Genomic DNA, 1,208 nt, shown 5'->3' with positions numbered 1-1,208 from the left:
TCGAAGGCGTCCGCGAAGACGGGGTACGTGTCGTACAACTCCCGGCCCATGCCGAGGCGTTGGGAGCCCTGACCGGCGAACAGGAACGCCGTGCGCACATCGCGCCGGGCCGTGCCCGTCGCGGCGTTGACCGCCTCCTCACCCGAAGCGACCGCCTCAAGACCGCGCAACAGCTCCGCACGGTCACCTCCCCACACCACGGCCCGGTGCTCGAACAACGACCGCGACCGCACAAGAGAACCACCCACCGCGACAACATCCAACGCGTCGTCACCGGTCACGAACTCCACCAGCCGCCCGGCCTGGGCCCGCAAGGCCGCAGCCGTACGGCCCGACACCACCCACGGCACCACACCACCATCGACCGGAGCCGCCACACTCACCGGTTCGGACTCCTCCTGAACCGGCGCCTCCTCCAGCACCACATGCGCATTCGTCCCGCTGATACCGAACGACGACACACCCGCCCGACGCACATGCCCCGCGGCCCGCGGCCAGTCGGCGCTGTCGGTGAGCAGCTCCACAGAACCCGCCGTCCAGTCCACGTGCGTGGACGGCTCCTCCGCGTGCAGGGTGCGGGGCAGCACTCCGTGCTGGATGGCGAGCACCATCTTGATGACGCCGGCGACACCGGCAGCGGCCTGGGTGTGTCCGATGTTCGACTTCACGGCTCCCAGCAGAAGCGGCTGTTCACGGTCCTGGCCGTAGGTGGCCAGCAGCGCCTGCGCCTCGATCGGATCACCCAGCGTCGTACCGGTGCCATGCGCCTCGACCGCATCCACGTCCGCGGGCCTGAGCCCCGCCCCCGCCAGCGCCTGACGGATCACCCGCTGCTGCGAAGGACCGTTCGGCGCCGTCAGACCATTGGACGCACCGTCCTGATTCACAGCACTGCCCCGGACCACCGCCAGGACCTCCCGGCCGGCCGCCCGCGCATCGGACAGCCGCTCCACCAGCACCAGACCCGCACCCTCGGAGAACCCGGCCCCGTCCGCCGCGTCCGAGAACGCCTTGCACCGACCGTCCGACGCCAGACCACGCTGCCTGCTGAAGTCCAGGAACAACCCCGGCGTCGACATCACCGTCACACCACCGGCCAACGCCAGATCACACTCCCCCGCCCGCAACGCCTGCACCGCAAGATGCAGGGCCACCAGCGCGGACGAGCATGCCGTGTCCACCGTCACCGCCGGGCCCTCCAGGCCCAG

1 protein-coding gene is annotated in these 1,208 nt (G+C 70.6%); it reads right to left on the bottom strand.

Annotated features, from left to right (window positions below):
- Window positions 1–1,208: beta-ketoacyl synthase N-terminal-like domain-containing protein (locus tag ABT186_RS47810; RefSeq protein ID WP_351930723.1), on the bottom strand; the 1,208-nt coding region annotated here is incomplete at both ends.

Origin of the sequence: Streptomyces sp. NPDC001634 (assembly GCF_040298185.1) — a bacterium.
Classification (GTDB): Bacteria; Actinomycetota; Actinomycetes; order Streptomycetales; family Streptomycetaceae; genus Streptomyces.
Note: the sequence above shows the minus strand (reverse complement) of the source record. Positions and strands in the feature narration are given on the sequence as shown.